At 63.3% G+C, this 25,424-nt stretch carries 23 protein-coding genes; 12 read left to right on the top strand and 11 right to left on the bottom strand.

Translation table 11 applies throughout. The annotated features are described in order from the left end of the window. The first annotated feature begins 3 nt into the window (after positions 1-3). The 8 genes from tcyN to DM813_RS09985 all read left to right on the top strand — a co-directional run bounded on the left by tcyN (position 4) and on the right by DM813_RS09985 (position 8,967). Complete coding sequence (gene tcyN, locus DM813_RS10020; protein ID WP_128323243.1) at positions 4-765, top strand: L-cystine ABC transporter ATP-binding protein TcyN; 762 nt, start codon at positions 4-6, stop codon at positions 763-765. A 254-nt stretch (positions 766-1,019) separates the two neighbouring features. Further along, positions 1,020-2,261: an SfnB family sulfur acquisition oxidoreductase gene (locus tag DM813_RS10015; RefSeq protein ID WP_128323242.1), complete on the top strand. Its 1,242-nt coding sequence runs from the start codon at positions 1,020-1,022 to the stop codon at positions 2,259-2,261. Between the two features lie 21 nt (positions 2,262-2,282). Then, positions 2,283-3,488: an SfnB family sulfur acquisition oxidoreductase gene (locus DM813_RS10010; RefSeq protein ID WP_128323241.1), complete on the top strand. Its 1,206-nt coding sequence runs from the start codon at positions 2,283-2,285 to the stop codon at positions 3,486-3,488. Beyond that, positions 3,488-4,873 carry an LLM class flavin-dependent oxidoreductase gene (locus tag DM813_RS10005; RefSeq protein ID WP_128323240.1) on the top strand — a complete coding sequence of 462 codons (1,386 nt, stop codon included), beginning with the start codon at positions 3,488-3,490 and terminating at the stop codon, positions 4,871-4,873. The genes DM813_RS10010 and DM813_RS10005 overlap by 1 nt, the downstream gene beginning before the upstream one ends. Next, entirely contained in the window at positions 4,866-5,672 is an 807-nt protein-coding gene (locus DM813_RS10000) for a MetQ/NlpA family ABC transporter substrate-binding protein (RefSeq protein WP_128323239.1), read from the top strand. The genes DM813_RS10005 and DM813_RS10000 overlap by 8 nt, the downstream gene beginning before the upstream one ends. 1 nt (position 5,673) lies before the next feature. Next, entirely contained in the window at positions 5,674-6,801 is a 1,128-nt protein-coding gene (locus tag DM813_RS09995; RefSeq protein ID WP_128323238.1) for a methionine ABC transporter ATP-binding protein, read from the top strand. Further along, positions 6,791-7,435: a methionine ABC transporter permease gene (locus DM813_RS09990; protein ID WP_128323237.1), complete on the top strand. Its 645-nt coding sequence runs from the start codon at positions 6,791-6,793 to the stop codon at positions 7,433-7,435. Before DM813_RS09995 ends, DM813_RS09990 begins: the two co-directional genes overlap by 11 nt. 140 nt (positions 7,436-7,575) lie before the next feature. Beyond that, on the top strand, positions 7,576-8,967 hold the full coding sequence (locus tag DM813_RS09985; protein WP_128323236.1) for an L-cystine transporter: 1,392 nt from the start codon (positions 7,576-7,578) through the stop codon (positions 8,965-8,967). A gap of 84 nt (positions 8,968-9,051) precedes the next feature. On the opposite strand, the gene DM813_RS09980 is transcribed toward DM813_RS09985, so the two are convergent. After that, positions 9,052-9,570, bottom strand: coding sequence for a dihydrofolate reductase (locus DM813_RS09980; protein WP_128323235.1), 519 nt, complete (start codon positions 9,568-9,570; stop codon positions 9,052-9,054). Between the two features lie 63 nt (positions 9,571-9,633). Between DM813_RS09980 and DM813_RS09975 the strand changes: the two genes are divergently transcribed. Both DM813_RS09975 and DM813_RS09970 read left to right on the top strand, forming a co-directional pair. Next, a complete protein-coding gene (locus DM813_RS09975; protein ID WP_128323234.1) occupies positions 9,634-11,025 on the top strand; it encodes a DUF2868 domain-containing protein in 1,392 nt (463 codons plus the stop codon). Further along, complete coding sequence (locus DM813_RS09970) at positions 11,018-12,382, top strand: GTPase/DUF3482 domain-containing protein (protein ID WP_128323233.1); 1,365 nt, start codon at positions 11,018-11,020, stop codon at positions 12,380-12,382. Before DM813_RS09975 ends, DM813_RS09970 begins: the two co-directional genes overlap by 8 nt. Here DM813_RS09970 and DM813_RS09965 read toward each other — a convergent pair. The 7 genes from DM813_RS09965 to DM813_RS09935 form a co-directional block, all read right to left on the bottom strand. Then, on the bottom strand, positions 12,365-12,919 hold the full coding sequence (locus DM813_RS09965) for a phosphonate degradation HD-domain oxygenase (RefSeq protein ID WP_128323232.1): 555 nt from the start codon (positions 12,917-12,919) through the stop codon (positions 12,365-12,367). The genes DM813_RS09970 and DM813_RS09965 overlap by 18 nt on opposite strands. A 10-nt stretch (positions 12,920-12,929) precedes the next feature. Then, the gene (locus DM813_RS09960; RefSeq protein WP_128323231.1) at positions 12,930-14,057 is read right to left on the bottom strand and encodes a TIGR03364 family FAD-dependent oxidoreductase; all 1,128 of its coding nucleotides are present in this window, start codon (positions 14,055-14,057) and stop codon (positions 12,930-12,932) included. 110 nt (positions 14,058-14,167) lie between these two features. Further along, positions 14,168-15,193: a putative 2-aminoethylphosphonate ABC transporter substrate-binding protein gene (locus DM813_RS09955; protein ID WP_128323230.1), complete on the bottom strand. Its 1,026-nt coding sequence runs from the start codon at positions 15,191-15,193 to the stop codon at positions 14,168-14,170. Between the two features lie 41 nt (positions 15,194-15,234). Next, positions 15,235-16,959 (bottom strand): putative 2-aminoethylphosphonate ABC transporter permease subunit, encoded by a 1,725-nt coding sequence (locus DM813_RS09950; RefSeq protein ID WP_128323229.1) that lies wholly within the window; start codon positions 16,957-16,959, stop codon positions 15,235-15,237. Position 16,960: 1 nt separating this feature from the next. Next, positions 16,961-18,025: a putative 2-aminoethylphosphonate ABC transporter ATP-binding protein gene (locus tag DM813_RS09945; RefSeq protein ID WP_128323228.1), complete on the bottom strand. Its 1,065-nt coding sequence runs from the start codon at positions 18,023-18,025 to the stop codon at positions 16,961-16,963. Positions 18,026-18,149: 124 nt separating this feature from the next. Next, positions 18,150-19,019 carry a LysR family transcriptional regulator gene (locus DM813_RS09940; RefSeq protein WP_128323227.1) on the bottom strand — a complete coding sequence of 290 codons (870 nt, stop codon included), beginning with the start codon at positions 19,017-19,019 and terminating at the stop codon, positions 18,150-18,152. Between the two features lie 7 nt (positions 19,020-19,026). Beyond that, positions 19,027-21,261 (bottom strand): heavy metal translocating P-type ATPase, encoded by a 2,235-nt coding sequence (locus DM813_RS09935; RefSeq protein ID WP_128323226.1) that lies wholly within the window; start codon positions 21,259-21,261, stop codon positions 19,027-19,029. Between the two features lie 82 nt (positions 21,262-21,343). Here DM813_RS09935 and cadR point away from each other — a divergent pair, with 82 nt between their 5' ends. After that, on the top strand, positions 21,344-21,787 hold the full coding sequence (gene cadR / locus DM813_RS09930; RefSeq protein ID WP_128323225.1) for a Cd(II)/Pb(II)-responsive transcriptional regulator: 444 nt from the start codon (positions 21,344-21,346) through the stop codon (positions 21,785-21,787). Between the two features lie 117 nt (positions 21,788-21,904). Here the strand turns inward: cadR and DM813_RS09925 are convergent, their stop codons facing one another. From DM813_RS09925 to DM813_RS09915, 3 genes are read right to left on the bottom strand one after another with little or no spacing between them, the layout of a single operon-like run. After that, positions 21,905-22,876, bottom strand: a complete 972-nt coding sequence (locus DM813_RS09925; protein ID WP_128323224.1) for a thymidylate synthase — start codon at positions 22,874-22,876, stop codon at positions 21,905-21,907. A gap of 49 nt (positions 22,877-22,925) precedes the next feature. Beyond that, a complete protein-coding gene (gene lgt / locus DM813_RS09920; protein WP_128323223.1) occupies positions 22,926-23,735 on the bottom strand; it encodes a prolipoprotein diacylglyceryl transferase in 810 nt (269 codons plus the stop codon). Positions 23,736-23,749: 14 nt separating this feature from the next. Further along, positions 23,750-24,532 carry a sulfite exporter TauE/SafE family protein gene (locus DM813_RS09915; protein WP_128323222.1) on the bottom strand — a complete coding sequence of 261 codons (783 nt, stop codon included), beginning with the start codon at positions 24,530-24,532 and terminating at the stop codon, positions 23,750-23,752. A 129-nt stretch (positions 24,533-24,661) separates the two neighbouring features. On the opposite strand from DM813_RS09915, the gene DM813_RS09910 reads away from it, so the two are divergent. Continuing rightward, positions 24,662-25,408 (top strand): NRDE family protein, encoded by a 747-nt coding sequence (locus tag DM813_RS09910; RefSeq protein WP_128323221.1) that lies wholly within the window; start codon positions 24,662-24,664, stop codon positions 25,406-25,408. The last annotated feature ends 16 nt before the right edge of the window (positions 25,409-25,424 follow it).

The following is a 25,424-nucleotide window of genomic DNA, read 5'->3' as shown; positions in this document are numbered from 1 at the left end:
GGCATGATTGCAGTAGAGCGACTGAGCAAGCAGTTCAACGGTCAGACGGTACTCAACGACATCAGCCTGACGGTCGAGGCCGGCGAAGTGATCGCCATCATCGGCCCCAGCGGTTCCGGTAAAACCACCTTCCTGCGCTGCCTGAACCTGCTGGAAACGCCCACCAGCGGCCGTATCCAGGTCGGTGATGTGACCATCGACGCCAACCTGCCGCTGACCAAGCAGCAAGGGCTTATCCGCAAGCTGCGCCAGCAGGTCGGTTTCGTGTTCCAGAACTTCAACCTGTTTCCGCATCGCACCGCCCTGGAAAACGTTATCGAAGGCCCGCTGGTGGTCAAGAAGACACCCCACGACACCGCCGTCGCCCTGGGCCAGAAGCTGCTGGCCAAAGTCGGCCTGGCCGGCAAGGAAGGCAGTTATCCGCGCAAACTCTCGGGCGGCCAGCAACAGCGGGTCGCCATTGCCCGCGCACTGGCCATGGAGCCGGAGGTAATCCTCTTCGACGAGCCCACCTCGGCCCTGGACCCTGAACTGGTCGGTGAAGTGCTCGCCACCATCCGTGGCCTGGCTGAAGAAAACCGCACCATGATCATCGTCACCCACGAAATGAGCTTTGCCCGCGATGTGGCCAACCGGGTGATCTTTTTCGACAAAGGCGTGATCGTCGAACAAGGCGAAGCCAAGGCCTTGTTCGCCCATCCCAAAGAAGAACGCACACGCCAATTCCTCGGCAAATTCCTCGGCACGCAGAACACCGGCTACTGAGTTCTCCAGAGATGCCTTGGGTGAAACTTCGAGTGTTCACCCAGAGGCAGTAGCACTTCTATTAATATTCCTACAAGTTAGTTCATTTAATTTTAATCAACCATTAGGGTATATGAACCGGACCACCGGACCAGCGCATTTCAGTCGGCGCAGCGTGCGCCGACCTTTCCAATACGTGAGGTAGGTATGGTCAGGAACACAATCACCCCAGTGCGAAACGCCAGGGCATTGAGCGCAGCCAAGGAGCGGCACTGATGTCCAGTCTGGCAGATACTAACGTCCACAGTGACCTGGACAGCGCCCCGCTGTTGTTGCCGTCCAAGGTGCTGCGCAGCGACGCAGAAGCCCTGCAAGCAGCCCATGAACTGGCCGAAGCAGCCCGCACCCAAGCCGCGCGCCGCGATCAGCAACGCAAGCTGCCCTGGGCAGAAATTGAACAGTTCACCCGCAGCGGCCTGGGCAGTATCGCCATTCCCCGCTCATTCGGTGGGCCTGAGGTTTCGTTTGTCACCATTGCCGAGGTGTTCCGCATCATCAGCGCCGCCGACCCGGCGCTGGGGCAGATCCCGCAAAACCAGTTCGGCATGCTGCAAATGCTCAAGACCACCGCCAACGAGCGCCAGCAGGCGCTGCTGTTCAAGTCGGTGCTCGACGGTTGGCGCATTGGCAATGCCGGTCCGGAGCGCGGCAGCAAACACACCCTGGACCTCAAGGCACGCATCACCCGCGAGGGCGACCACTACGTGCTCAGCGGGCAGAAGTTCTACTCCACCGGCGCCCTGTTCGCCCACTGGGTCGCGGTCAAGGCGCTGAACGATGAAGGCCGCCAGGTGTTGGCCTTTGTCCGTCGCGGCACGCCCGGGCTGCGCATTGTCGATGACTGGTCCGGTTTCGGTCAGCGCACCACGGCCAGCGGCACAGTTTTGCTCGATCGCGTGCCGGTCGATGCCGAGCTTGTGGTCGACAGCTGGCGCCAGGGCGAAGTGCCCAATATTCAGGGGGCGGCCTCGCAGCTGATTCAGGCCGCTATTGATGCCGGTATTGCCGAGGCCGCCGTTGCCGACGCCATCAGCTTTGTGCGCGAACGCGCCCGGCCGTGGATCGATGCCAAGGTCGAGCGCGCCAGCGATGACCCTTACGTGATTGCCGACATCGGCCGCCTGCAACTGGAGCTGCACGCCGCCCAGGCGCTGTTGAGCAAAGCGGCGCGCACGCTTGATGAAGTCAACGCCGAACCTGTCGATGCCGCCTCTGCCGCCCGCGCCTCGATTGCCGTGGCCGAAGCCAAGGTGCTGACCACTGAAATCTCCCTGCAGGCCAGCGAGAAGCTGTTCGAGCTTGCCGGCAGCCGCGCCACCCTCGCCGAGTTCAACCTCGACCGGCACTGGCGCAACGCCCGCGTGCACACCCTCCATGACCCGGTGCGCTGGAAATACCACGCCGTCGGCACCTATCACCTCAACGGTACGTTGCCTGCCCGGCATTCCTGGATCTGACCAGACCACTGGAGCCCTTTTATGAGCCTATTGCCACAACCGCACGAAAACGTGACGGTGATCCACACTGACGCCCAGGCCCTGCAGGTTGCCGAAGCACTGGCCGTTGAACTGCGCCGCGACAGCATCGAGCGCGACCGTGAGCGACGTTTGCCGCACCCGGAACTGGCGCTGTTCTCGCACTCCGGCCTGTGGGCCATCAGCGTGCCCAAAGCCTTTGGCGGCGCGGGTGTATCCTCGGTCACCCTGGCCAAGGTAATTGCCCGTATCGCCCAGGCCGACGCGTCGCTGGGGCAGATTCCGCAAAACCATTTCTATGCCCTGGAAGTGCTGCGGGTCAACGGCAGCCCGGCGCAGCAACAGCGCCTGTATGCCGAGGTGCTGGCGGGCAAACGCTTTGGTAACGCGCTGGCCGAACTGGGCACCAAAACCGCCCACGACCGCACCACTACACTGAGCCGCGAAGGCGATGCGTACCGCATCAACGGGCGCAAATTCTACGCAACCGGCGCCCTGTACGCCCAACGCATTCCGACCTCGGTCATTGATGAGCAAGGCGTGCAGCAACTCGCGTTCGTACCGGCCGACAGTGCCGGGCTCAGCGTGATCGACGACTGGAGCGGCTTCGGTCAGCGCACCACCGGCAGCGGCTCGGTGGTGTTCGACAACGTGCAGGTGGCCGCCGAGGATGTGATCCCTTTCCAGAGCGCGTTCGAGCGCCCCACCACGGTCGGCCCGCTGGCACAGATTCTTCATGCCGCCATCGACACCGGCATCGCCCGCGCCGCCTACGAAGACGCCCTGCACTTTGTGCGTACACGCACCCGGCCATGGATCGACTCCGGCATCGACAAGGCCAGTGACGACCCGCTGACGCTGAAATCCTTTGGCCACCTGGCCATCCGTCTGCATGCCGCCGAAGCCCTGCTGGAACGCGCTGGCGAATTCCTCGACCGGGCCCAGGCCGAGCCCAACGCCACCACGGTGGCCGCTGCATCCATTGCCGTGGCCGAAGCCCGGGCGATAAGCACCGAGATTTCGCTGGCCGCCGGCACCACCCTGTTCGAACTCGCCGGCAGCCAGGCCACCCTGGCCGAACATGGCCTGGATCGCCACTGGCGCAACGCCCGCGTGCACACCCTGCATGACCCGGTGCGCTGGAAGTACCACGCCATCGGCAACTACTACCTCAACGATGAAAACCCACCACTGCGGGGGACCATCTGATGGCCAAGAAAAAGATCCTGCTCAATGCCTTCAACATGAACTGCATCGGGCACATCAACCACGGCCTGTGGACTCACCCACGGGACACCTCGACCCAGTACAAGACCCTGGAGTACTGGACCGAACTGGCTCAGCTGTTGGAGCGCGGGCTGTTCGACGGGCTGTTCATCGCCGATATCGTCGGGGTCTACGACGTCTATCAGAACTCGGTTGACGTGCCGCTCAAGGAGTCGATCCAGCTGCCGGTCAACGACCCGCTGCTACTGGTCTCGGCCATGGCGGCGGTAACGCGCCACCTGGGCTTTGGCCTTACCGCCAACCTGACCTATGAGCCGCCGTACCTGTTCGCCCGCAAGCTTTCCACCCTCGATCACCTGAGCCGCGGCCGGGTCGGCTGGAACATCGTCACCGGCTACCTGGACAGCGCCGCCCGGGCCATGGGCCTTGATGCGCAGCCCGAGCACGACCGCCGCTACGACCAGGCCGACGAGTACATGCAGGTGCTGTACAAACTGCTCGAAGGCAGCTGGGAAGACGGTGCGGTGATCAACGACCGCCAGCAGCGGGTGTATGCCCAGCCGGACAAAGTGCACAAGGTGCAGCACCAGGGCGAGTTCTACCGGGTCGAGGGCTATCACCTCTGCGAACCCTCGCCGCAGCGCACCCCGGTGCTGTTTCAGGCGGGCACCTCGGAGCGCGGCCTGGCCTTTGCCGGCAACCATGCAGAGTGTGTATTCATCGGAGGCCAGACCAAAGCCAGTACCCGTGCCCAGGTCGACAAGGTCCGTGAAGCGGCCGTGGCGGCGGGGCGTGATGCCGAGTCGGTCAAGGTGTTCATGGGCCTGACCGTGATCGTCGCGCGCACCGAAGAACAGGCCCGGGCCAAGCACGCCGAGTACCTGCGCCATGCCAGCGCCGAAGCCGGCGTGGCCCATTTCTCCAGCTCCACCGGTATCGACTTCTCCACCTACGCGCTGGATGAACCCATCCAGTATGTGAAAAGCAATGCCATCCAGTCGGCGACCAAAAGCCTGCAAAACAACGACTGGACCCGCCGCAAGCTGCTCGACCAGCACGCCCTGGGCGGGCGCTACGTAACCCTGGTCGGCTCGCCCGCCCAGGTCGCCGACGAGCTGGAAAGCTGGATCGCTGAAACCGGCCTGGACGGTTTCAACCTGACCCGTACCGTTACCCCGGAAAGCTATGTCGACTTCATCGACCTGGTGATCCCCGAGTTGCAACGCCGCGGCTCCTACAAGACCGCCTACGAATCCGGAAGCCTTCGCGAGAAGCTTTTCGCCACTGCACAACCGCACCTGCCCGCCGACCACCCCGGCGCCAGCTACCGCCACACCACCGAGACCGGAGCGCTACAGCATGCTTAAGACCTTTCTTGCCCGCCCTGTCGCGGCACTGGCCCTGACCCTGGGGCTGTTCAGCACCGCGCAGGCCGCCGACGCGCCGTTGAAAGTCGGCACCACCGCCGCCTTCGCCATCCCCCTGGAGGCCGCTGTCAGCGAAGCCAAAAAGCAGGGACTGACGGTTGAACTGATCGAGTTCAGCGACTGGATTGCGCCGAATGTCAGCCTGGCCAGCGGCGACATAGACGTAAACTACTTCCAGCACATCCCGTTCCTGGAAAACGCCAAGGCGGCCGCCGGTTTTGATCTGGTGCCCTATGCCTCGGGCATCATCAACAACGTCGGCCTGTACTCGAAGAAATACAAAAGCTTCGAGGAGCTGCCACAAGGCGCCACGGTTGCCATCGCCAACGACCCGATCAACAGCGGGCGCGGCCTGCAACTGCTGGCCAAGTCAGGCCTGATCACCCTCAAGGCCGGCGTTGGCTACAAGGCCACCGAAGAAGACATCGTCGCCAACCCCAAGCAGTTGAAGATCCTCCAGGTCGAGGCGGTGCAACTGGTGCGGGCCTACGATGATGCCGACCTGGTGCAGGGCTACCCGGCCTACATTCGCCTGGCCAACACCTTCGATGCCACCTCGGCGCTGCTGTTCGACGGCCTCGATCACAAGGAATACGTGATCCAGTTCGTCATCCGCCCGCAAAACAAAGACGATCCGCGCCTGGCTAAGTTCATCGACATCTACCAGCATTCACCTGCTGTACGTGCCGCCCTGGACAAAGCCCACGGCAAACTCTACCAGCCAGGCTGGGAGAGCTGACATGAGCGCTGCCACCGCCCTCCTCAGGTCTGGAAAGCCCCCTGAAACGGCGTCGAAAGACGCAGAGCAGCACGCCTTGCACCCAGAACTGAGCAGCGCCCATGTGCGCTTCATCGGCCTGGGTAAGACTTACGCTGGGCAGAGCGCACCAGCGCTGGACGGCATTGACCTGAACATCCAGCGCGGCGAGATTTTCGGCATTATCGGGCGCAGCGGTGCCGGCAAGTCATCGCTGATCCGCACCATCAATCGCCTGGAGCAACCGAGCACCGGCCGCGTGCTGATCGACCAGGTCGACATCGGCGCGTTCGATGAAGACCGTCTGGTAAGGCTGCGTCGACGCATCGGCATGATCTTTCAGCACTTCAACCTGATGTCGGCGAAAACTGTGTGGCAGAACGTCGAGCTACCGTTGAAGGTCGCCGGTGTGGCCAAGGCCGAACGCCAGCGCAAGGTTGCCGAACTGCTGGAGCTGGTCGGCCTTGAGCACAAGCACCACGCCTACCCCGCGCAGCTGTCCGGCGGGCAGAAGCAGCGCGTGGGTATTGCCCGGGCGCTGGTGCACGACCCGGACATCCTGCTGTGCGACGAAGCCACCTCGGCCCTTGATCCGGAAACCACCGCGTCGATTCTCGACCTGCTGCGCGACATCAACCAGCGCCTGGGCCTGACCATAGTGCTGATCACCCACGAGATGGCGGTAATCCGTGATATCTGCCAGCGGGTGGTGGTGCTCGAGCACGGGCGCATCGTCGAGCAGGGTGCAGTGTGGCAGGTGTTCGGCAACCCCCGGCACGAGGTCAGCAAAACCTTGCTCGCGCCGTTGCAAGCGGCCTTGCCGGCAGAGCTGCAGGCCCGCCTGCAGCCACAACCGGGCAGCGTCGATGCGGCGCTGGTACTGAACCTCAAGGTCAGCGGCAGTGAACGCCAGGCACCGGAGTTATCCACATTGTTCGCACGCCTCGGCGGCCGGATCAGCCTGCTCCAGGGTGGCATCGAGCCCATCCAGGGCCGGCCACTCGGGCAACTGCTGGTATCGGTGGCGAACTCGCCCCACCCGGCTGAACAGATCATTGAACGCGCCCGGCAGTGGGCCACGCAGGTAGAGGTACTGGGTTATGTGGACTGATCGCTTGCTCCAGGGTGTGCTCGATACCCTGCTGATGGTCGGCGTGTCGTCGCTGATCGCCTTGCTCGCCGGCATACCGCTGGCGGTCATTCTGGTCACCAGCGGTAAAGGCGGGATCTTCGAAGCACCAGCGTTGAACCGGGTACTGGGGGCCTTCGTCAACCTGTTCCGCTCGATCCCGTTCCTGATCCTGATGGTCGCGCTGATTCCCTTTACCCGCCTGATTGTCGGTACCACCTATGGGGTCTGGGCCGCGGTAGTGCCGTTGACCATCGCCGCCACACCGTTCTTCGCGCGCATCGCCGAAGTCAGCCTGCGCGAAGTCGACCACGGCTTGATCGAAGCAGCCCAGGCCATGGGCTGCCGACGCTGGCACATCGTCTGGCATGTGTTGCTGCCCGAAGCCCTGCCAGGCATCGTCGGCGGGTTTACCATCACCCTGGTAACCATGATCAACTCCTCGGCCATGGCCGGTGCCATCGGTGCTGGCGGCCTTGGCGACATTGCCTATCGCTATGGCTACCAGCGATTCGACAGCCAGATCATGCTCACCGTGATCGTCATGCTGGTGGTGCTGGTGGCGTTGATTCAACTGGGTGGCGACCGTCTGGCCAAAGGCTTGAACAAGCGCTGAAGTGCGGGGGCACGCGGCATATTCCGAAAACGACTAAGCAAATTACTTTTTGATATAAATTCGCTCGTTTTCATGCTGTTAGCATTTCTGTTCGCAATCGCACATAGAGGCGATGCCCCCGCGTTTTTTCTGGAGCTTCAATGAATCTGCCGCTGTCACTCAATCTGCTGGCGTTCCTGGCATTGCTGCTAGGCCTGGCTCAAACCCGTCATGGCAACTGGAGCCTGGCCAAGAAGGTGCTGGTCGGCCTGGTGCTGGGCGTGCTGTTCGGCGCTGCCCTGCATGCCATTTATGGCGCAGGCAACCCGGTACTCAAGGCCACCATCAGCTGGCTCGACCTGGTCGGCAACGGTTATGTGCAGCTGCTGCAGATGATCGTCATGCCGCTGATCTTCGCCTCGATCCTCAGCGCCGTGGCCCGCCTGCACAATGCCTCGTCACTGGGCAAGATCAGCTTCCTGACCATCGGTACCCTGCTGTTCACCACGGCCATTGCCGCGCTGATCGGTATCGTCCTGACCAACCTGTTCGGCCTGACCGCCGAAGGCCTGGTGGCCGGCACGGCCGAAACTGCGCGGATGCAAGCCATTCAGAGCGACTACGTGGGCAAGGTCGCCGACCTCAACATCCCCCAGTTGCTGCTGTCATTCATCCCCAGCAACCCGGTGGGAGACCTCGCCCGGGCCAAGCCGACCTCGATCATCAGCGTAGTGATCTTTGCCGTGTTCCTCGGCATGGCCGCCCTGCAACTGCTCAAGGACGATGCGCAAAAAGGCGACCGCGTACTGACCGCCATCGATACCCTGCAAGCCTGGGTAATGCGCCTGGTGCGCCTGGTGATGACGCTCACGCCGTATGGCGTACTGGCCTTGATGACCAAGGTGGTGGCCAGCTCGAATCTGGACGACATCCTCAAGCTCGGCAGTTTTGTGGTGGTGTCCTACATCGGCCTGAGCCTGATGTTCGTGGTGCACGGCGTGCTGCTGGCGATCAGCGGCGTCAACCCGCTGCGTTACTTCCGCAAGGTCTGGCCGGTGCTGACCTTTGCCTTCACCAGCCGCTCCAGCGCGGCCAGCATTCCGCTGAGCATCGAGGCGCAAACCCGTCGCCTGGGTATCCCGCAGTCAATCGCCAGCTTTGCCGCGTCGTTCGGCGCGACCATCGGCCAGAACGGCTGTGCCGGCCTGTACCCGGCAATGCTCGCGGTCATGGTGGCTCCCGCCGTGGGCATCAACCCGCTGGACCCGCTGTGGATCGCCACGCTGGTGGCCATCGTGACCCTGAGTTCGGTGGGTGTGGCTGGTGTGGGTGGCGGCGCCACCTTTGCCGCACTGATCGTGCTGCCCGCGATGGGCTTGCCGGTCGAGCTGGTGGCGTTGCTGATCTCGGTGGAACCGCTGATCGACATGGGCCGCACGGCGTTGAACGTGAACGGTTCGATGACCGCCGGGGCAATTACCAGCCAGATGCTCAAGCAGACTGATCGCCAGACGCTCAACACTGATAAGCATGCTGAATTGAGTCATAGCTGAGGGGCCCTTCGCGGATAAATCCGCTCCTACAGGATTTCGATCGTAGGAGCGGATTCATCCGCGAAGCCTTAACCAGCTTCAACGTCAGGCCTTCTTCCAGACCTCGAAGTGATACGCAGGCTTGTCGCCTTCTGCAGGATTTGCCTGGGTCGATGCCAACTGCCACTGCGCCGCATCAAACTCGGGGAACCACGCATCCCCTTCCGGGCTCAATTCGACCCGCGTCAGATACAGCCGATCCGCCAGGCCACGTTCAATCGCCTGGGTATACAGCTGCGCACCGCCAATCAGCATCAGCTCGTCGACGCCCTGCGCCAGCGCCCATTGTTCGGCACGCAACATGGCCTCATCCAGTGACGCAAACACCTCGGCGCCTTCGAGCTGCAGCCCCGGCTGGCGGCTGACCACCAGGTTCAAACGCCCGGGCAGTGGCCGGCCGAGCGAGTCCCAGGTCTTGCGCCCCATGATGATCGGCTTGCCCAGGGTCGTGGCCTTGAAGTATTTGAAATCCCCTGGCAAATGCCAGGGCATGCGGTTGTCGATGCCGATCACGCGGTTGTCGGCAAGCGCCGCGATCAGGCTGAGGGGAAGTGATGTTTTCATGCCGGCGAGGATAGCAAAGCCCGATCTTCGATGCCTGGGTTATGCTTTGGGCTGACCTGATCAATGGACGACCGTGTGACTGCACTGACTGACCTGGACAAACGCTGGCTCACTGAAGCGGTACGGCTGCGCGAGGAACACGCAGGCCCCCTGGAGGATCAGGAAGCCAATCGCCGCGCCCGCCAACACGGCGGCGACCTGCCAACGCGCATTGAACAGCGCGCCTTGTGGCTGGCCGAGCGCGACGGCATGCGCAGCGCCCTGCAGCACTGGAAACAAGGTGCACGGCTGGCGCTGGCGCTGTTACTGGTGCTGGCGATCGTCAGCGGTGCCGGGCTGGCGTTTGCCGCCCTCGGCGACAGCCAGCGCCCGGTCAATGTGTTCTGGGCCCTGGGCAGCCTGCTTGGCCTCAACCTGTTGCTACTGGCCGGTTGGGTGCTGGGCTTTTTCTTCGCCGGGGAACAGGCCGCAACCCTCGGCAAGCTGTGGCTATGGCTCAGCGAAAAGTTTGCCCGCGATGCCCAGGCCGTGCATTTAGCGCCAGCACTGTTGGTGTTGCTGCAACGCCAGAAGCTCAGCCGCTGGCTGATCGGGCTGCTGGTCCACGGCCTGTGGCTGGTGGTACTGGGCACGGCGCTGGTGATGCTGCTGGTGCTGTTGGCTACCCGCCGTTACGGCTTCGTCTGGGAGACCACCATTCTCGGCACCGACACCTTCGTCGGGCTGACCCAGGCCCTTGGCGCACTGCCTGCGCTGCTCGGCTTCAACGTGCCGGACATCGCCATGATCCGCGCCAGTGGCGACAGCCAACCCGCCCTTGAACTGGCCCGCCAGGCCTGGGCCAGCTGGCTGCTTGGCGTGTTGCTGGTATTCGGCATTATGCCGCGCCTGCTGCTGGCCGCCTTGTGCCTGTGGCGCTGGCGCAGCGGCCGCCAACGCCTGAGCCTGGACCTCAACCTGCCCGGCTATAGCCAGCTGCGTGAAGCACTGATGCCCAGCAGCGAGCGCCTTGGCGTCAACGATGCCGCCCCGGATGCCTTGCCGCAAATTGTCCGCGAGACGGGCAACGAACACACGGACGGTGCCCTGCTGGTCGGCCTGGAACTGGACGACCAGCGCCCCTGGCCGCCGGCTTTGCCTGCCAGCGTCGGCGACGCGGGCATTCTCGACAGCCGTGAATCGCGCAACAAGTTGCTCGAACAACTCAGCCGCTTTCCGCCGGCGCGCCTGGCCATCGCCTGTGACCCACGCCGCTCGCCCGACCGCGGCAGCCTGGCGTTGCTCGCCGAACTGGCCCGCAATGCCGGCGCCACACGCATCTGGTTGCTGCAGGCCCTGCCCGGTCAGGTGCTGGATGCCGACCGCCTTGGCGACTGGCATCAGGCCCTCGACCAGCTGGGCCTGGAACATGCCGACAGCGCCCCGCTGAACTGGCTGGAGCATGGCCATGACTAAGCCGCTGAAACTGGCCGTGGTCGGCCATACCAATGTTGGCAAGACCTCGCTGCTGCGCACCCTGACCCGCGACGTCGGCTTCGGCGAAGTCTCCCACCGCCCCAGCACCACCCGCCATGTCGAGGGTGCGCGCTTGTCGGTAGACGGCGAGCCCTTGCTGGAGCTGTACGACACGCCGGGCCTGGAAGATGCTATTGCCCTGCTTGATTATCTTGAACGCCTGGAACGCCCGGGCGAACGCCTTGACGGTCCGTCGCGCCTGGAGCGCTTTCTGCAAGGTAGCGAAGCACGCCAGCGCTTCGAGCAGGAGGCCAAGGTGTTGCGCCAGCTGCTGGCCAGCGACGCCGGCCTGTATGTGATTGATGCCCGTGAACCGGTGCTGGCCAAGTACCGGGATGAACTGGAAGTGCTCGCCAGCTGCGGTAAGCCGTTGCTGCCGGTGCTCAATTTTGTCGCCAGCAGCGACCACCGCGAACCTGACTGGCGAGCGGCGTTGGCACGGCTTGGCTTGCATGCGCTGGTGCGCTTCGACAGCGTCGCGCCGCCAGAGGATGGCGAGCGCCGCCTGTATGAAAGCCTGGCGTTGATGCTGGAAAAGTCCCGCCCGGCGCTGCAACGGCTGATCGACGATCAGCAAGCTCAGCGCCTGTCCCGCCAGCTCAGCGGCAAGCGCCTGATCGCTGAACTGCTGCTCGATTGCGCCGCCTGCCGCCGTAGCGTGGTTGCCGAGCCAGGCGCAGAGGCGGTGGCCATCGAAGCCTTGCGCAAAGACGTTCGCCAGCGTGAACAACGCTGCGTAGAGGCCCTGCTCAAGCTCTATGCGTTTCGCAAGGACGATGCCAGCGCCAGCGATTTACCGTTGCTCGATGGTCGCTGGGGCGACGACCTGTTCAACCCGGAAACCCTCAAGCTGCTCGGCGTGCGCCTGGGCAGCGGTGTGGCAGCCGGCGCTGCCGCCGGTGCGGGTGTCGACCTGCTGGTCGGCGGCTTGACCCTGGGTGCCGCAGCCTTGGCCGGTGCGATCGCCGGTGGTGCGCTGCAAACCGCACGCAGCTACGGCTCGCGCCTGCTCGGCAAGCTCAAGGGGCAACGGGAACTGACCGTGGATGACGGTGTGCTGCGCTTGTTGGCCCTGCGTCAACATCAACTGATCCAGGCACTCGACAGCCGTGGGCACGCAGCCATGGAGCGAATCACGTTGAGCTCGCCGCAGGAGCAGAGCTGGCGCGAGGGCAAGCTGCCGGACGCCTTGAGCAAAGCGCGGGCGCATCCGCAGTGGTCGTCACTCAATCCCGGCGCACGGCTCAACCAGGCCGAGCGCCAGGAGCAGATCGAGCTGTTAGTGCAGGAGCTTTAGCGCCTTGGCCTTGAGCAGGTCCAGATCGATCACCGGCACGTTCATCTCCTTGGCCAGCTCATCCCACTCACGCATGCGCAGGCTGACTGCGCACAACGGGTCGCGCTCGAAGGCATCCGCTTCTGCCTCGCTCATCACGCCGCCCTGGTATTCCAGGGTGCGTCGGCTGGCTTCGCTCAGGCGCTGGTAGTAACCGGGTTTACGCAGCGTCAGGTAACGCTTGGCTTCGACGTGGTATTGCACCAGCTTCGCCAGTCGCTCGCTGAAGCCGCAGCGCCGCAGGTAGTTGGCGCCCACCTGCTCATGGCTGATCGCGCCGAAGCCGCCCATGTCGCCTTCGGCTCCGCCGCAGATGTGGCCGATGTCATGGAAGAACGCCGCCAACACCACCTCATCGTCGTAGCCCTCGTCCAGCGCCAGCTGCGCCGCCTGGGACATGTGCTCCAGCTGCGACACCGGTTCACCGATGTAGTCATCGTCACCATGCTGCTGATACAGGGCGAATACGTCGCTGACAACCTGTTCGGCCGTTCTCATTGTTATCCCCTCATCCCGTTTCATTGAGCAGCCGAGCGATATGCCGCTCGGCCAGGGCCGGACCGACGCTCATGCCGACACCGCTGTGCATCAGCGCCGCATGAACCCCCGGCGCCACCTGCAACAGGGAAAACGGCCCGGGCCCGCCAGAACCATAGACGCCCTGCCAGCGTTCGACCACCTCGATGCGACCGCCAAGGGTGTCCTCGGCCAGCTCGATCATCCAGTTGTCGACCTGCTCGGCATTGAACGGCGAAGCGTCGCTGCCATAGGCGTGCGAGTCGCCGATGATCAGCTCGCCATGCGGCGTGGGGCTGATCAGCAGGTGAATGCCATGTTCCATCAGGTGCGGGCTGTCGCGGTGCAGTTGCGCCTTGAGCGCCTGGGCCTGAGGCAGGTCGGCAAAGGCGCCGTAGTGCACGCAGCTCAGCCCGGTCAGCAAGGCATGCTGCAGGTTCAGGCTGAACCGGGGTCGCGCCCGTAGCATTTGCAGGCGGCAAACCTGCGGCTGCAGCCTGGCAATCGGTTCGGCGAGCAACGTCTGGTAGTCGTGCCCGGAGCACACCACGATCTGTTCGGCGCTGAACTCGCCTGCCGTGGTCGACACGCGGCCGGGTTCGATATCGCGCACCAGGGTGGAGAAGTGAAAGCTCACATCCAGCTCCTGCTGCAGGAAGCGGATCAACGTAGGGATCACCTCACGGGAATACAACTGCTGGTCGTCCAGGCCGCGCAACGCTGCGCGGTGATGACGGAACTGGCCACCATACAGGTCATTGAGTGCTGCACCCGACAGCAACTCGACGCGATAACCCTGGTCGACAGCCCGCTCGGCACAGAACGCCTCCAGCAGCTCCTGTTCGAGAGCGGTACGCGCGAACAACAGCGAGCCGTTGCTCTTCAGTTCAAAACCCGCCTGACGCGACCAATGCGCCCAGATACCGCGGCTGGCCTTGGCCAGCTCAAGCATCTCGCCCGGCGGCTGGCCGGTGACCAGCGCCTGGCCGAAGTTGCGCACCGAAGCGCCGAGCGCAGTGGCGTTGCGCTCGAACACGCGGACCTTGAGGCCACGACGCGCAGCGGCATACGCATGGGAAAGGCCGAGAATACCGGCGCCGACGATCAACAGATCGGTCATTGGAATGTCCTTCAGAATTAGCGGTGAGCCTATCGCCTGTGGGAGCGGATTTATCCGCGAAGTGCGCTTTCGCGGATGAATCCGCTCCCACAGGTCAAGCCAACCCGGTGTTACTGCTGCGCCACCTTCTCCGACTTGCCGTCATAGCGCTTACGCCATTCGGCCAGGATGGTGTCGCGGTTCTTCGACGCCCAGGCGAAGTCGTTCTTGATCAGGCGCTGTTCGTAGTCGGCCGGCAGTTCGGTCTGCGGCTTGGCGATACCTGGCTGGGCGAGTACGGCGAAGTTCTCCTTGTACAGGTCCATCGCTGCCGGGCTTGCCGAGAAGTCGGCCAGGCGCTTGGCTGCGTCTTCGTGCTTGCTGCCCTTGAGCACTGCAGTGGCTTCGATTTCCCAGCCCAGGCCTTCTTTCGGCAGGACGATATCCAGCGGCGCGCCCTGGCGCTTGAGCTGCACGGCCGGGTACTCGAAGGAGATACCGATCGGGAACTCACCGGCTGCCGCCAGCTTGCACGGCTTGGAGCCGGAGTGAACGTACTGGCCGATGTTCTGGTGCAGGCCATCCATGTACGCCCAGCCTTGCTGTTCACCAAAGGTCTGCAGCCAGGCGCTGACATCCAGGAAGCCGGTGCCGGACGATGCCGGGTTCGGCATGACGATCTTGCCCTTGTATTCAGGCTTGGTCAGGTCCTGCCAGCTCACCGGCTTGGTCAGGCCCTGCTTCTCGGCTTCAACGGTGTTGAAGCAGATGGTCGCGGCCCAGACGTCCATGCCGACCCAGGCAGGCGGGTTGGCAGCATCGCGGTAGTTGCCACCGATCTTGTCGAGGTCTTTGGGCGCGTAGTTCTGCAGCATGCCCTGCTGGTCGAGGATCGCCAGGCTGGAGGCGGCCAGGCCCCATACCGCGTCAGCCTGCGGACGGTCTTTTTCGGCCAGCAGCTTGGCAGTGATGATGCCGGTGGAATCGCGTACCCATTTGATCTCGATATCCGGGTTGGCCTTTTCGAAGGCCTGCTTGTAGCTCTTGAGCTGTTCGGCTTCGAGGGCGGTGTAGACCGTCAGCTGGGTTTCTGCGGCCGTAGCCTTCAGGCTGAACACAGTGAGGACGGCAGCGGCAAGAGCAAGTGGCTTGAACATGATGCGGTTCCTTTGAGCGGTACGAGGGATGGGTAAGGCGATCATTGACCTGGCGCGCGCTGGCGCCAGGCTTGGGAGCGTTGCAACAGGCCGCGCGAGGCCCAGGCCAGCAGCAGCGAAACACTCGCGCTGGTCAGCAGGATCAGCGTCGACATGGCTGCGGCACCGCCAACGTTGCCGGCGTCGTCCATGTTCAGCACGGCGACAGCGGCGAGGATGGTGTCCGGGCTGTAGAGGAAGATGGCCGCCGATACCGTGGTCATCGCCGACACGAACAGGTAGCGGACGATGTCTAGCAGCGCTGGCAGGCAGATCGGCACGGTTACCCGCAGGAAATGGCGGTACAGGGGCGCCTTGAGCGACAGCGCAGCGGCTTCGAACTCACCGTCGAGCTGGCGCAGGGCGGTGGTTGCGGTCATGTTTGCGGTGGTCAAATAGTGAGCAATGGTGCACACCACCAGCAGCGCCATGCTGCCGTAGAACACATGCAGCGGGTTGCTGGTGAGGTTGAAGAAGAACACGTAGCCCAGGCCCAGAACCAAGCCAGGCACCGCCATCGGCACAAAGCTGAGCAAGCGCAGCACCAGATTGAGCGAACGCTGACCCTTGGTTTTTTCCATCAGGTAGGCGCCAGTGAAAATCACCGCGCTGCCGATCAATGCAGTTCCCAGTGCCATAGTCAGGCTGTTGGTGTAAGCCAGCCAGCCACCACCCGCGGTTTCGTCAAACTGATAGTGCTTGAGCGACAAGGTCATGTTGTACGGCCAGAAGGTCACCAGCGACGAGTACACCGCCATGCCCACCACCAGCACCAGCACTGCACACACCGCCAGTACCACAGCCAGGAACCAGGCATCGCGACGGCGCGACGGTTGCGGCACGAACACCTGGGCGCGGCCACTCATGGCATCACCCTGACGGCGGCGAAGCCAGGCATCGACGCTGAAACTGAGCAGCGCCGGCACCAGCAGGACCATGCCGATCAACGCGCCGCGACCGAACTGTTGCTGACCGACCACCGCTTTGTAGGCCTCAAGCGCCAGCACCTGATAATCACCACCGACCACAACCGGCACACCAAAGTCGGTGATGGTCAGGGTGAACACCAGGCAGAACGCAGCGAATACCGCCTGGCGGGTGGCCGGCCAGGTGATGCTGTGGAAAGCACGCCAAGGACCGGCACCCATGCTTGAAGCGGCATCGAACAAGCGCGCATCGGCCAGCGACAGCGCCGAGAGCAAGATCATCAGGGCATGCGGAAAGGTGTAGATGGCTTCACCGAGGACAATGCCCCAGAAGCCATAGATGTTGTCGCTGAGCAGCCCGCGCAGCAGCCCCTGGTTGCCGAACAGGTACACCAGGGCAATGGCTGGCAGCATTGACGGCGCCAGCAAGGGCAACAGCGAAATACCGCGCCAGATGCGTTTGCCGGGGATCAGCGTGCGTTGCAAGGCGTAGGCGAACAGGTAAGCCAGTGGCACGACAATCGCGGCGACGCTGATCGAGACTTTGAGGCTATTGCCCAGCAACCAGTGAAAGTTGGCGCTGGCAAACAATTCACGGGCGGCAACCAGGCCACCGCCCTGCCCGGCATCGCTGCTGAAGCCGCGCCAGAAGATCGCCAGCAACGGTAGCAGTACCGCGACCGTCAGCAGCAGAAGCAGCAGCCATTTACCGCCGACCACAAACAGTCGATCACCCAGTGAGGCGCCGGAGCGCTGTGCTGCCTTCGCATGCGCGATCGGCATGGCCATTGGCGCGGCCATCTTAGGCAAACACCTGCAGGCTGCGCGGTGGCAGGGCAACCCAGATGTCCTGGGAGCCCAGGCGCGGCATCGACTCGGGTGCAACTTCGGCCAGCAGCGCGTGGCCCGGCAGTTCGTTGAACTCAAAGCTCATCCGGCAGCGGTTGCCGAGGAAGGTAATCTCCCGCACCCGTGCCGGGAACAGGTTCTCTTCATGCACCGGCGGGTTGACGCTGATGGCTTCGGGGCGACAGAACAAACGGCCGCTGCGGGCCTGACCGGCGCCGTCGGCCAGGCGCATGTTCAGCGCACCGACCTGGGCATGGCTGTCGCTGTGACGCTGGAACGGTAGCCAGTTACCCTGACCGACGAACTCGGCCACGAACGGGGTGGCAGGCTTGTCGTAGATTTCCTGCGGGGTGGCGTACTGCTCGACCTGGCCGTTGTTCATCACCGCGATGCGATCAGCCATGAGCATGGCCTCGTCCTGGTTATGAGTCACCATCAGGGTGGTGATGCCCAGCTGGCGTTGCAGCTGGCGAAGCTCGGTACACAGATGCTCACGCACCCGCGCATCGAGGGCCGACATCGGCTCATCGAGCAACAGCAGCGAAGGTGCCGGTGCCAGTGCGCGGGCCAGGGCCACCCGTTGCTGCTGACCGCCCGACAGTTGGCCGGGGTATTTCTTCTCGCTGCCCGACAGGCCGACCAGCTCAAGCATCTGTGCCACGCGCTGGCGCACCTCATCGCGGCCGCTACCAGCCAGGCCATAAGCGATGTTGGCTTCGACGGTCAGGTTGGGGAACAGCGCGTAGGACTGGAACAGAATGCCGTAGTCGCGAGCCTGCGGCGGCAGGTCGGAGATATCGCGGTCGCCGATGTACAGGGTGCCACGGTCCTGGCGCTCCAGGCCGGCAATGCAACGCAACAGCGTGGTCTTGCCACACCCGGACGGGCCCAGCAAGCACACCAGCTCACCGGCGGCGATATCGAGCGAGACATCCTGCAGGGCGGTAAAGGCGCCGAAACGCTTGTGGATACCGCGCACCTTCATCTGTGCGCCTGGGTTTGCGAGCGGAGTGTTCATGGCAAGACCTCATCGAGCGAATGAGGGCCATGCTAGGGGGGGAATGCGAAGGTTCTGTGGCTACCAAGCAAAAGCTGCCGATAGTGGTATAGGCAGATTTGGGTGTGGGTGCAGATGAAGTGGGTTAGATTTCCAGCGCCGACACTTCCTGGGCCAGGCCCAGAAAGGCCGCAGGCAGACGCGCCTGGCGCCGCTCTTTCAGGCAATACAGGTACTCGTGCATCACCGGTGCGTTGTCCAGGCTCAGCACCCGCAACTCCGGGTTATGCGGCACTTCATGGCGGGCAATGAGGCTGATGCCGATGTTGCGCAGCACCGCTTCACGGATCGACTCACGGCTACCGATTTCCAGTATCGAGCCCACCTTGACCCTCGCCTCATCGAGCATCTGCTCGGTCAGCTTGCGTGTGGTCGAACCTTGTTCACGCACCAGCAGGCAGTGCCCGGCCAAAGCCGACAACGGCAGCGAGTCGCGGCTGGCGAGCGGGTGATTGCGATGCACCGCCACCACCAGCGGATCAGTACCCAGCACGCGACGAACCAGGCGCGTGTCCTCAAGCAGCTGTGAAGACGCGGCAATGTCCACCCGGTAGTCCTCAAGCAACTCGAGGACCTGCTGGGAATTGCCGATCTCTACGGAGACCTCGACATGCGGCAGGCGCTCACGAAAGATCTTCACCAGGTCGAGGATGTAATACGGCGCGGTGGCGGCAATGCGCAAGCTGCCCTGGACCTGACCGCTGTTGCGCAGAAAGAACTCGATATCGGCTTCCTGCTGCAGCAACGTCTTGACCATCGGCAGCAGCCGCGTCCCGTCATCGCTGAGGGTCAGGCGGCGGCCGCCGCGGTAGAACAGCTCTACCGCATACTGGCTTTCCAGGTTGCGGATCTGCGTGGTCACCGTCGGTTGGCTGAGCCCGAGTTTCTTCGCCGCCAGGGTGATGCTGCCCAGACGGGCAACCATGTAGAAGGCTTTCAACTCGGAACTCAACATACATCCTCTATTTGCGCAGCAGACGCAGGCCGTTGAACACCACCAACAGGCTCACGCCCATATCGGCGAACACCGCCATCCACATGGTTGCCATACCGGCGAAGGTGATCGCCAGGAACACCGCCTTGATCCCCAGGGCCAGGACGATATTCTGGGTCAGGATCGCCGCTGTCTGGCGCGAAAGCCTGACGAAGGCCGGGATTTTGCGCAAGTCATCATCCATCAGCGCCACATCAGCCGTCTCGATCGCCGTGTCGGTACCGGCCGCCGCCATGGCAAAGCCGATCTCGGCACGGGCCAGCGCCGGTGCATCGTTGATACCGTCGCCGACCATGCCGACCCGATGCCCCTGGCCATACAGGTCGTCTATCGCCTTCAGCTTGTCGGCCGGCAGCAGGTTGCCCTGAGCGTGGTCGATGCCCACTTGCGCGGCAATCGCCTCGGCAGTGTGGGGATTGTCACCGGTGAGCATGACAGTCTTGATACCCAGGGCATGCAGTTCGGCAATGGCCTCGCGACTGCTCTCCTTGACCGTGTCGGCCACCGCGAACAACGCCAGCGGGCCGGACGTGTCGAGCAGCAGCACCACGGTCTTGCCCTGGCGCTCCAGGGCATCGAGCCGGGCTTCCAGCTGCGGCGAGCACAGGCCCAGCTCCTCAACCAGGCGGTGGTTGCCCAGGTGATACAACTTGCCGTCAATTTCGCCGCGTACACCGCGACCGGCCAGGGCTTCGAACGCCGTAACTTCACTCAAGGGCAACTGCTGTTCGTTGGCCCATACCGCAATGGCACGCGACACCGGGTGATCGGAGCGGTCGGCAAGGCTGGCGGCGAATGCCTGGGCACGCCCTTCGAACAACGGTTCAAGCAGAACATGATCGGTTTGCACCGGCTTGCCGTGGGTGATCGTGCCGGTCTTGTCCAGCGCGAGGAAGTCCAGCTTGCGACCGCCTTCGAGGTACACCCCGCCCTTGACCAGAATGCCTTTGCGCGCTGCCGCCGCCAGCCCGCTGACGATGGTCACTGGCGTAGAAATCACCAAGGCACACGGGCACGCCACCACCAGCAACACCAGGGCGCGGTAGATCCAGTCGAACCAGGCACCGGCCATGAACAGCGGCGGAATCAGCGCAACCGCCAGCGCCAGGGCAAATACCGCCGGCGTGTAAATGCGCGAAAACTGATCAACGAAACGCTGGGTCGGGGCACGGGCGCCTTGGGCCTCCTCCACCGCCTTGATGATGCGCGCCAGGGTCGATTGCCCAGCGGCCGCCGTCACCCGGTACTCCAGTGAACCGGCCTGGTTGATGGTGCCCGCGAACACCTTGTCACCCGGCCCTTTTTCCACCGGCAGGCTCTCGCCGGTAATCGGCGCCTGGTCGATGCTCGACTGGCCGCTGACCACTTCGCCATCCAGGCCGACCCGCTCACCGGGACGCAAACGCACCAGAACGCCCAAAGCGACTTGGCCGACCTCGACCTCATTCCATTGGCCATCGGCTTGCTGCACCGTGGCCATGTCCGGGCTCAACTGCATCAAGCCGCCGATGGCGTTGCGCGCACGGTCCAGCGAGCGGGCTTCGATCAACTCGGCAACGGTGAACAGGAACATGACCATGGCCGCTTCCGGCCACTGGCCGATCAACACCGCGCCGGTCACCGCGATGCTCATCAGCGCGTTGATGTTGAGATTGCGGTTTTTCAGGGCAATCCAGCCCTTTTTATAGGTGCCCAGGCCACAGCAGAGAATCGACAGCAGCGCCACCAGCGCCACCACCCAGTTGGGTGCCAGCGCGGTAAAGTGGATGACCTCGGCGGCAATCGCCGCCACCCCCGACAGCGCCAACGGCCACCAGTGTTTTTTCACCGGGGCAGGCTCGGGGACGGCTTGTTCAGCAGTGTCTGACAACGGCTCGGCCTGCATGCCCAGCGAGGCCACGGCCTGCTCGATGGCCTGGGTGTCGCTGTGGGTATGGCGCACACCGAGGATGCGGTTGATCAGGTTGAATTCCAGCTGCTCGACCCCGTCCAGCTTGCCCAGTTTGTTCTGGATCAGCGTCTGTTCGGTCGGGCAGTCCATGGCCTCGATCCGGAAGCGGCTCAGGCGCGCCGTGTCGCTGGCCGCTTCGCTCAACTGCACCAGTGCCGGTGCGGCGTCGTGAGAGCAGCAGCTATGGGCATGCTTATGGTTGGCGTGATCATGCGGGTCGTTACCCGGGATATGGCTGACAGGCTGGTTCATGGGTTCATCCCTAAATGTCCTGTTGCCAAGTGAACACCCTGTAGCCACTATAGGGTCAAGCAACCTGCCGAGGTATTTTCAGATGAAGATCGGAGAACTGGCCAAGGCCACCGACTGCGCCGTGGAAACCATCCGTTACTACGAGCGGGAAAACCTGCTGCCAGAGCCTGCACGCAGCGAAGGTAATTATCGGTTGTACACCCAGGCCCACGTCGAGCGCCTGACCTTCATCCGCAACTGCCGCACCCTCGACATGACCCTGGAAGAAATCCGCAGCCTGCTGCGCCTGCGCGACAGCCCGGACGACCAGTGTGAAAGCGTCAACGCCCTGATCGACGAGCATATCCAGCACGTCAATTCGCGAATCGAAGGGTTGCAGGCGTTGCAAGCGCAATTGCTGGAGCTACGCCAGCATTGCCATTCCAAAGAGGTGCAGTGCTCGATTCTCCAGCACCTGGAGGTTAACGGTGCAGTGACGGCGCCCGAGGCGGAGCACTCGCATGTGGGCAGGAGCCACGGGCACTGAATTGCCTGTGGACTTTTCGCGGGTAAACCCGCTCCCACAGAAAGCTGCACCGTACCCGCGAAAGGCTGCCACCCTGATCCTGTGAAAAGGATTGGGCAGTCATTGAAGACGCGTAAATCAGACCGCCATCGGCGCCGTCATTGGCGCATGGTGCTCATAACCTTCCAGGCTGAAGTCGCTCGGCTCGACCTTCTCCAGCCACTCCGGCTCGTACACGCCGGTCTTGGCAAACTCCGGTACGCGATCGCTGATCACCAGCTTCGGCGCTGCCAGCGGCTCGCGCTTGAGCTGCTCGCCCAGCATGTCCAGGTGGTTTTCGTACACGTGCGCATCACCGATGAAGTAGGTGAACCAGCGCGGCGTGTAGCCGGTCAGGCGGCCCATCAGCGACAACAGCGCAGCGCCTTCGGTGAGGTTGAACGGTGTGCCCAGGCCCAGGTCGTTGGAGCGGATGTAGAGGGTCAGGGAGATTTCCTTGGTCTCGACATTCGGGTGGAACTGGTACAGCAGGTGGCACGGCGGCAGGGCCATTTCGTCGAGCTGGGCGCAGTTCCAGCCGTGGAACAGGATACGGCGGCTGCCCGGGTCGTTGTGGATGGTGTCGATGCACTGGCGAATCTGGTCGATCGCCTTGTACAGCACGACAAAGGCTTCGCCATCTTCTTCAGACTGGGCAATCGCCTGGAAGCCCTGGCTCTGCGCCAGTTCGATCGCGGCCGGGTTGCTCAGCGGAATGCGCTTGTAAGCCGGCCATTGGCGCCATTGCACACCATAGATTTCGCCGAGGTCGTCATGACCCTGGCGGAACGGGTTGGCCAGCCACTGGGCATTTTCGTTGGCATTCTGGTCCCAGACCTTGCAGCCCAGCTCACGGAACTCGCCAGCGTTCTTCACGCCGCGCAGAAACCCCACCATTTCGCCGATAGCCGACTTGAACGCCAGCTTGCGGGTGGTGATGGCCGGAAAGCCTTTCTGCAGGTCGAAGCGCAACATGGCGCCAGGCAGGCTGATGGTGCGGATACCGGTACGGTTACCCTGCAGGGTGCCGTTTTCGATGACGTCGCGGACCAGATCTAGATACTGTTTCATGGCTTACCTGTAGCAAAGACGGCAGGGGGATCGCCCCTGCCGTGGAAAATCAAACGGCGGCCTTGGCCGTGGGTTTACGGTTGTAGGCCCACCAGATCAGGAAGATGCCACCGACAATCATCGGTACGCAGAGCAACTGACCCATGGTCAACCAGCCGAAGGCAATGTAGCCGAGCTGGGCGTCGGGTACCCGGACGAACTCCACGATGAAGCGGAAGATGCCGTAGAACAGCGCGAACATGCCGGAAACGGCCATGGTAGGGCGCGGTTTACGCGAGTACAGCCAAAGGATCAGGAATAATGCCACACCTTCCAGGGCAAACTGGTACAGCTGCGACGGGTGACGTGGCAACTGGGCCGGGTCGCTGAACGGCGGGAAGACCATGGCCCAGGGCACGTCGGTGGCTTTGCCCCACAGTTCGGCATTGATGAAGTTGCCGATACGCCCGGCACCCAGGCCGATCGGCACCAGCGGCGCGACGAAGTCCATCAACTCGAAGAACGACTTGTTGTTGCGCTTGCCGAACCACAATGCCGCCAGCATTACGCCGATAAAGCCGCCGTGGAACGACATGCCGCCCTTCCACACCTCGAAGATCAGCGCCGGGTTGGCCAGGTACGCGTGCAGGTCGTAGAACAGCACGTAGCCCAGGCGTCCACCGACGATTACACCCATCGACAGCCAGAACACCAGGTCCGAGAGTTTTTCGCGGCTCCAGGTCGGGTCGAAGCGGTTCAGCCGGCGCGAAGCCAGCAGCCAGGCACCACCGATGCCGACCAGGTACATCAGGCCGTACCAGTGAATTTTCAGCGGTCCCAGGGCAACGGCCACGGGATCGATCTGCGGGTAAGGCAGCATGGTGACTCCTCTCGTTAAAGCAAAAAGCTCAGGCCGACACAGAACAACAGCGCGGCGAACAGCCGCTTGAGCAGGCGTGGCGACAATTTATGCGCCAGGCGCGCGCCAAAGCGGGCGAAAAACATGCTGGTCAGGGCAATCCCCAACAGCGCTGGCAGGTAGACAAAGCCCAGGCTATGCGCAGGCAACTGGGGCTCGTGCCAGCCCAGCCAGATAAAGCTCAGGGCACTGGCCACCGCAATCGGAAAGCCGCACGCCGAAGACGTCGCCACGGCCTGTTGCATCGGCAGGCTGCGCCAGGTCAGGAACGGCACGGTCAGCGACCCGCCGCCGATACCAAAAATCGCCGACGCCCAGCCGACCACCCCGCCTGCCGCCGTCAGCCCGGCTTTGCCAGGGATGCCGCGACTGGCTTTGGGCTTGAGGTCCAGGGCCATCTGCACGGCAATCACCAGGGCAAACACGCCGATGATCTTCTGCAGCATCGGGCCCTGGATCGCCGCAGCCGTCTTGGCGCCGATACCGGCGCCGAGCAGGATGCCCAGGGTCATCCAGATGAAGATCGGCCATTGCACCGCACCTTTGCGGTGGTGCTCGCGAATGGCGTTGATCGAGGTGAACACGATGGTCGCCAGCGAGGTACCGACGGCCAGGTGGGTGAGCACCGAGGCGTCAAAGCCCTGCAAGGTGAAACTGAAGACCAGCACCGGCACGATGATGATCCCGCCACCAACCCCGAACAGCCCGGCCAGCACGCCTGCACAGGCGCCCAGCAGCAGATAGAGCACGAATTCCATTGTCGCCCCCGTAAATTCAGTCCGGCATGGTAACGGAAGGTAGGCCTGCGGCTCTAGTGAAGACACGTTTAGTCTATAGATCCGGCCTGGCGCTATCGGTAGAGTGAACAAAAACACAGAGGACCACCTATGTGTCTGATCGTTTTTGCCTGGCGCCCCGGGCATGCCCAGCCACTGATCGTTGCGGCCAACCGCGATGAGTTCTATGCCCGCCCCAGCCGCATGCTGGGTACCTGGGACGATGCACCGGGGGTCGTCGCCGGACGTGACCTGGAAGCCGGCGGCACCTGGCTGGGCGTTGGCCCGGGCGGGCGCTTTGCCGCGCTGACCAACATCCGCGACCCGCAACAGCCGCAAGGCCCGCGCTCAAGGGGCGAGCTGGTGGCGGCGTTTTTGCGCGGTGAGCTGGGTGTCGAGGCCTACCTGGACCAGGTTGCCAGCCGCAGCCAGCAGTACTCGGGGTTCAACCTGCTGGTCGGCGACGGCCACACGCTGGGTTACCTGAATGCCCGGGACGCCAGGGTGCAGCTGCTTGGCGAAGGGGTTTACGGCTTGTCCAATGCCGGGCTGGACACCCCGTGGCCGAAGCTGCTCAAGGCGCGCAGCGTGCTGAGCCAGCACCTCGACGACCCTCAGCCCGAGCCGTTGCTCGCCTTGTTGGGGGACAACCAGCAGGCTGCCGACAGCGAGCTGCCGGAAACCGGCGTGGGGCTTGGTACCGAACGCTTGTTGTCGAGTGTGTTCATTGCCAGTCAGAACTACGGGACGCGGGCCAGTACCGTGCTGATCGTCGAGGCCGATGGCCGGCGGCGCCTGGTGGAACGCAGTTTCGGGCCGTTCGGGGGGCATCTGGGGGAAGTGGACGTGCAGGTTTGACGCTATCGCTGGCATG

It is taken from the genome of Pseudomonas alkylphenolica, assembly GCF_004025535.1.
Taxonomy (GTDB): domain Bacteria; phylum Pseudomonadota; class Gammaproteobacteria; order Pseudomonadales; family Pseudomonadaceae; genus Aquipseudomonas; species Aquipseudomonas alkylphenolica_A.
Note: the sequence above shows the minus strand (reverse complement) of the source record. Positions and strands in the feature narration are given on the sequence as shown.